The sequence below is a fragment of the Shigella sp. FC1967 genome (assembly GCF_001743005.1).
In the GTDB taxonomy this organism is placed as follows: domain Bacteria; phylum Pseudomonadota; class Gammaproteobacteria; order Enterobacterales; family Enterobacteriaceae; genus Proteus.
In genome coordinates, this window is record NZ_MIIZ01000611.1 from 1 (window position 1) to 6,426 (window position 6,426).

The following is a 6,426-nucleotide window of genomic DNA, read 5'->3' on the forward strand; positions in this document are numbered from 1 at the left end:
TACTATTTTTAATAATTGACAAATATTGTTATCTGGCATAATAGGATGAAATGTCTCATAACTTCCTGCTATTTTTATTTGGCAAATATTTTCAATAAAATCAAATTTAGAACCTTCTAAATGAGTTAATGTTAAATTACTAAAATATTTAACAGGCATATAACTACTTCAACAATAAGCGGTTTATTATCAACGTAACGTATTCGCCTTGAATAAAAAATACGTTCATTTGAATTAATTCGTAATTTACTCGCGATAGATAAAGGACAGGGAATAACACTAAATTCTATTACTTCACTTCTTACATTATGACCTGTATTTGCCATTAATTCGACAAAACCTTTTAAGCTTGCATTTTCATGATGAACGTCTTTCTCTTTAATATAAGTCCCTGAGCCTTGTTTTTCGTTCTAATAAACCAGCGATAACCAGTAAGTCTATTGCTTTACGGATAGTCATCCTTGATACACAGTATTGCTCTGCTAATATTTTTTCGGCAGGTAATGTGTCACCAATTTGATATCCTGCCGAATTTTATTTGAATTCTTAGGCTTTTTTGCAATGTCTTTTATAGATCACTTTTATACCTCTTTTTTATTCTAAAAAAACGGCTTTCAATATTTATAATTTTATGAGTCTAATCTTTTGAAATATAGAAAAATGATTTTATAAGTCGAAAATGTGAACGTTATCATAAAAATAAAAAGTGATCTACTTTTTTATAAAAATGTAGATCATTTTGCTTAAAAGATAATATGAATTAGATCACGAATAACTCATTTCGAGTGAGAGAATAAAGAGAAAAGAATCTAATCTGCATTTACAGAATAAAAACAAATTAAATAGCATGTCGTCCCAGTAGCAGTAAATAAGAGGATATTTTTATGCTCAGTCAAATACAACGATTTGGTGGAGCCATGTTTACGCCTGTCCTGCTATTTCCTTTTGCAGGTATTGTTGTAGGCATTGCAATTCTATTACAAAACCCATTATTTATTAGTGAAGATTTATTAAGACCCGATAGTTTATTTTCTCAAATTGTTCATATTATTGAAGAGGGCGGTTGGACTGTTTTCCGTAATATGCCTCTTATTTTTGCAATTGGTTTACCAATAGGTTTAGCCAAAACAGCACAAGCAAGAGCTTGTCTTGCCGTTATGGTAAGTTTTCTCACTTGGAATTATTTTATTAATGCAATGGGGATTGTTTGGGGCAGTTATTTTGGTGTGGACTTTACAAGCGAAATCGGCGGAAATAGCGGCCTTACAATGATTGCTGGTATCAAAACATTAGATACCAGTATTATCGGTGCGATTATTATTGCTGGTATTGTAACAGGTATACATAATCGTTATTTCGATAAACAGCTTCCTGTATTTCTAGGTATATTCCAAGGAACATCTTATGTTGTATTAATTAGTTTTTTTGTGATGTTACCTTTAGCGTGGATAACGTTATTTTTCTGGCCTAAAGTACAAATTGGCATTCAATCTTTGCAAGTGTTTATGGTTGAATCAGGCTCTTTAGGGGTTTGGATATATACCTTTCTTGAACGTATTTTAATTCCTACTGGTTTACATCATTTTATTTATGGACCTTTTATTTTTGGCCCAGCAGTTACTGAACATGGCATTCAAGTTGATTGGGCGCAAAATATGCAATATTTCAGTCAAAGCACCCAATCTTTAAAAGAATTATTTCCTGAAGGTGGTTTTGCGTTACATGGTAATAGCAAAGTCTTTGGCTCTATTGGTATAGCACTTGCTCTTTATTTCACTGCAGCACCTAAAAATAGAGCCAAAATTGCAGGTTTACTAATACCTTCTGTATTGACCGCTGTATTTGTAGGAATAACAGAGCCTTTAGAATTCACATTCTTATTTATCTCACCACTATTGTTTGCAATTCATGCCGTGTTAGCCGCCACATTAGCAACGACGCTTTATCATTTTGGGGTTGTTGGAAATATGGGCGGGGGGATCATTGACAATTTTCTTCCTATGAATTGGATCCCTATGTTTCACAACCATTACGGAATGATTATCACGCAAATTGTCATCGGCCTTATTTTTACAATGATTTGGTTTGTGGTGTTTAGAACATTAATTATCAAACTTAATTTAAAAACACCAGGTCGTGAAGACAATGACGAAGAGATAAAGCTTTATAGCAAACAAGATTATAAAAATAAAAAGTCACAAGTTTCAAATAGTTCAAAAACGGAAAAAGAGGACCATAAGCTTGTACTTCCTAAAGGCATTCTCAAAGGCTTAGGGGGAAGTGGAAATATCAAATCCTTAAATAACTGTGCAACACGTTTACGTATTGAAGTGATAGATAACGAAATAGTTGAAACAGATGCCTATTTTAAAGGGCTCGGTGTACATGGTGTGGTGCGTAAAGGTCATGCATTACAAATTATTATCGGGCTACACGTTTCTCAAGTGAGAGACAAGATTGAACAACTTATGAAAGAAGATACACAAAATATCACCTTGTCGGAGGCTATATAATGAAGAAGTTCTCAGTCGTAATTGCAGGTGGCGGTAGTACATTTACACCCGGTATTATTTTGATGCTACTGGAAAATTTAAAACGTTTTCCATTAAGAGCCATCAAATTTTATGACAATGATGCCGAGCGGCAAGAAACTATTGCTAAAGCTTGTGAAATCATTCTTACTGAAAAAGCACCTGAAATTGAGTTTTGCTATACCACAGATCCTAAAACTGCTTTTACAGATGTTGATTTTGTTATGGCACATATCCGTGTTGGTAAATATCCAATGCGTGAAAAAGATGAAAAAATTCCTTTACGCCATGGTGTATTAGGGCAAGAAACTTGTGGGCCTGGTGGTATTGCTTATGGTATGCGTTCTATTGGTGGCGTATTAGAATTGGTTGACTATATGGAAAAATATTCACCAAATGCATGGATGCTAAATTATTCTAATCCAGCAGCCATTGTCGCTGAAGCCACTCGTCGTTTAAAACCTAATGCGAAGATCTTAAATATTTGTGATATGCCAATTGGCATTGAATCACGTATGGCGCAAATTGCAGGATTAAAATCACGCAAAGAGATGCGGGTTCGTTACTACGGTTTAAATCACTTTGGCTGGTGGACTCAGGTTGAAGATTTGCAGGGCAATGATTTACTGCCTGTTATTCGTAAACATGTTGCCGAACATGGATACATTCCCAAAGTAGCAGGTGAGCCTGTTGAAGCTAGTTGGAATGATACATTCGGTAAAGCAAAAGATGTGTGGGCGTTAGATCCATCAACAATGCCAAATACTTACTTGAAATACTATTTATTCCCAGATTATGTCGTTGAGCATTCAGATCCTCATCATACTCGTGCAAATGAAGTGATGGAGCACAGAGAAAAGAATGTATTTAGCGCTTGTCGTGCTATCACAAGTGCGGGTAAATCATCAGCAGGACATCTCGAGATAGATGAACATGCTTCTTACATTGTGGATCTGGCAACAGCGATTGCGTTTAATACTCAAGAAAGAATGTTACTGATCGTTCCTAATAACGGTTCAATTATTAACTTTGATCCAGAAGCGATGGTTGAGATCCCTTGTATTGTTGGAAGTCATGGGCCAGAGCCTTTAGTCATGGGTAAAATTCCATTATTCCAAAAAGGGATGATGAGCCAGCAAGTTGCAGTTGAAAAATTAGTGGTAGAAGCGTGGATTGAAAAATCATATTTAAAACTTTGGCAGGCGATTACGATGTCTAAAACGGTACCTAGTGCGACGGTTGCAAAAGCGATTTTAGATGATTTAATTGAAGCGAATAAAGACTATTGGCCAGAATTAAAATAGTTGTCAATGGATGTATTCAGTCTTAAAAAATAACCCTGTATCTTTATGAGGTACAGGGTTTTTACTTTATCGATTAAATAAGCAATAAAGTGGATGGATTAAGCTTTATTTTCTGCGGGAGTTTCTACCACAATTTCAACTTCTTCAATTTGAGCCACTTCAGCTTGAGGTTTCGCCTGCAGACCCGCTTCTAGTTCATTTAAACGTTGTTCTAAACGATTAAGTTTTTCACGAGTACGTAATAAGACTTGAGTTTGTACATCAAACTCTTCGCGATTGACTAAATCCAATTTGTTTAATTGGGATTGCAGAACAGTGCGGATTTTTTTATCAATATCATCACCAAAATCTTTAATGCCTTGTGGTAGAACATTTTGGATTTGGCGTGCGACTTGTTCAAGTTTTTTTGGGTCCAACATGGAAAGTCCTCACAAATAAAATAGAAAGCTGAGGCTAAGTGTAATATGAGGACAGAGGGAATAAAACCAGATATCAAGATTATTGTTACTTTTTTATTATAAATAGTTAAATAACCGTATGTCGTAAAATGATTATGTGATGAAACAAAGATTGTCACCGATTGATTATTGCCTCTTATAATTTTAAAGCGTATAGTTTCCCCGTTAATCTCAGGGCGGGGTGAAAGTCCCCACCGGCGGTAGATACCTGAATACTTAGGTAAAGCCCGCGAGCGCTTTGTGTTGCCATAGTCACGCAAAGGTCAGCAGATCCAGTGTAATTCTGGAGCCGACAGTTAAAGTCTGGATGGGAGAGAATAAAATAGCATCAGTAGGATCATTGTATCCGTTCCTGTTGTTTCTGCTTGTGTATTTATTAAGCAGAGATCCACTCCTAAGACTGCCCTGGTTCTGGTAACTTTCATTAATTATTGAGGTTTTTTTACCATGAATCAGACGCTACTTTCCGAATTCGGTAATCCATTTGAACGTGTTGAACTTGCTCTAGAAGCCCTTCGTGCGGGTAAAGGCGTGATGGTGCTCGACGACGAGAACCGTGAAAATGAAGGCGATATGGTTTTTGTCGCAGAAACAATGACCACAGAACAAATGGCGATGTCTATTCGCCATGGTAGTGGTATTGTATGTTTATGTATTACAGAAGAACGTCGTCAGCAACTTGATTTACCTATGATGGTGGAAAATAACACCAGTCATTTTCATACGGCGTTTACAGTAACCATTGAAGCTGCACAAGGTGTTACAACGGGTGTTTCAGCATCTGATCGTTTAACCACAGTACGTGCGGCGGCAGCTGAGAATGCAAAACCAAGTGATTTAAATCGCCCAGGTCACGTATTTCCATTACGAGGACAACCGGGTGGTGTGTTAACGCGCGGTGGACACACTGAAGCGTCGATTGATTTAGCAACATTAGCTGGTTTTAAACCTGTTGCCGTGTTATGCGAATTAACCAATGACGATGGCACAATGGCAAGAGCACCAGAAGTGATTACTTTTGCTAAAAAGCACAATATGCCAGTGTTAACTATTGAAGATTTAGTGGCTTATCGTCTTCGTGAGGAGAAAAAAGCTGGCTGAAATTAACATGTTATAAACGACACTGAAAACACACACACACTTATCTCAAGCCATTTAAGGAAACTTAGGTGGCTTTTTTCATATTTTTTGAATAACTATTTCATACTTCTTTGACTATATTTCAAGTAAGAAGGCAGTATGCTTATGTAATAAGAACACTCGCCATAAGAGGTGGCTATGGAAACAAAAATGATGCCAGCGCTGTTTATTGGGCATGGTAGTCCAATGAATGTATTAGAAAATAATACATATACTCGCCTCTGGTCAAAATTAGGGGAAACGCTTCCTCAGCCTAAAGCGATTTTAGTAATTTCAGCCCATTGGTACACTGATGGAACTTATGTAACGGCAATGTCGCAACCAAAAACAATTCATGATTTTTATGGATTTCCACCAGAATTGTATGCAATAAAATACCCAGCACGCGGCTCGATAGGTTTAGCAGCGCTGATTGAAGATCTTATTGATCCGATTAAATTAAAACTCGATATGGATCAATGGGGATTAGATCATGGTAGTTGGGGAATACTTGAAAAAATGTATCCCAATGCGAATATTCCCGTTGTTCAATTAAGCATTGATGCACATCAATCAGCACAATGGCACTATGAATTGGGACAAAAATTGGTTGAGCTGCGTAAAGAAGGTGTCTTAATTATTGGTAGCGGTAATATCGTTCACAATTTAAGAATGATGGATTGGCAAAATAGTGATGCGACACCTTATCCTTGGGCATTAGCCTTTAATGATGCCGTTGAAAATAGCTTACGAAGCGATAAAGCACCTGAAGCGTTATTTACGATCTTATCAACAGAAGAAGGGCGATTAGCACATCCTACACCCGATCATTTTTTACCTGCGTTATATCTATTAGGTTTAAAACAAGAGGGTGAAAAAGTAACGTTGCTAAATAATGATATTGTGAATAAATCATTAAGCATGATGACGTTTCAAATTGGATAAGATTACTCGATAAACTAATTTATAAATCTAAAGGTCAAATTCGCTTTTTATGTAATTTGGCCTTTTTTA

General features: G+C 36.4%; 6 protein-coding genes, 1 pseudogene and 1 riboswitch. Of the genes and pseudogenes, 4 read left to right on the forward strand and 3 right to left on the reverse strand.

Features of this window, described 5'->3' with window-relative positions; translation table 11 throughout:
- Positions 1-326: pseudogene (locus BHE89_RS26945) on the reverse strand (GntR family transcriptional regulator); the annotation flags it as partial.
- Between the two features lie 52 nt (positions 327-378).
- Entirely contained in the window at positions 379-516 is a 138-nt protein-coding gene (locus BHE89_RS25300) for a GntR family transcriptional regulator (protein ID WP_286145971.1), read from the reverse strand.
- A gap of 368 nt (positions 517-884) precedes the next feature.
- Here BHE89_RS25300 and BHE89_RS07335 point away from each other — a divergent pair, with 368 nt between their 5' ends.
- Entirely contained in the window at positions 885-2,513 is a 1,629-nt protein-coding gene (locus BHE89_RS07335; RefSeq protein WP_069369644.1) for an alpha-glucoside-specific PTS transporter subunit IIBC, read from the forward strand.
- Complete coding sequence (locus BHE89_RS07340) at positions 2,513-3,835, forward strand: 6-phospho-alpha-glucosidase (RefSeq protein WP_069369643.1); 1,323 nt, start codon at positions 2,513-2,515, stop codon at positions 3,833-3,835. Before BHE89_RS07335 ends, BHE89_RS07340 begins: the two co-directional genes overlap by 1 nt.
- Positions 3,836-3,933: 98 nt before the next feature.
- Here the strand turns inward: BHE89_RS07340 and ubiK are convergent, their stop codons facing one another.
- On the reverse strand, positions 3,934-4,254 hold the full coding sequence (ubiK, locus tag BHE89_RS07345; protein WP_069369642.1) for a ubiquinone biosynthesis accessory factor UbiK: 321 nt from the start codon (positions 4,252-4,254) through the stop codon (positions 3,934-3,936).
- Between the two features lie 202 nt (positions 4,255-4,456).
- Positions 4,457-4,616: riboswitch (FMN riboswitch) on the forward strand.
- A gap of 124 nt (positions 4,617-4,740) precedes the next feature.
- On the opposite strand from ubiK, the gene ribB reads away from it, so the two are divergent.
- Positions 4,741-5,394 (forward strand): 3,4-dihydroxy-2-butanone-4-phosphate synthase, encoded by a 654-nt coding sequence (ribB, locus tag BHE89_RS07350; protein ID WP_069369641.1) that lies wholly within the window; start codon positions 4,741-4,743, stop codon positions 5,392-5,394.
- Positions 5,395-5,571: 177 nt separating this feature from the next.
- Positions 5,572-6,357: a 4,5-DOPA-extradiol-dioxygenase gene (gene ygiD / locus BHE89_RS07355; protein ID WP_069369640.1), complete on the forward strand. Its 786-nt coding sequence runs from the start codon at positions 5,572-5,574 to the stop codon at positions 6,355-6,357.
- Positions 6,358-6,426: the final 69 nt, after the last annotated feature.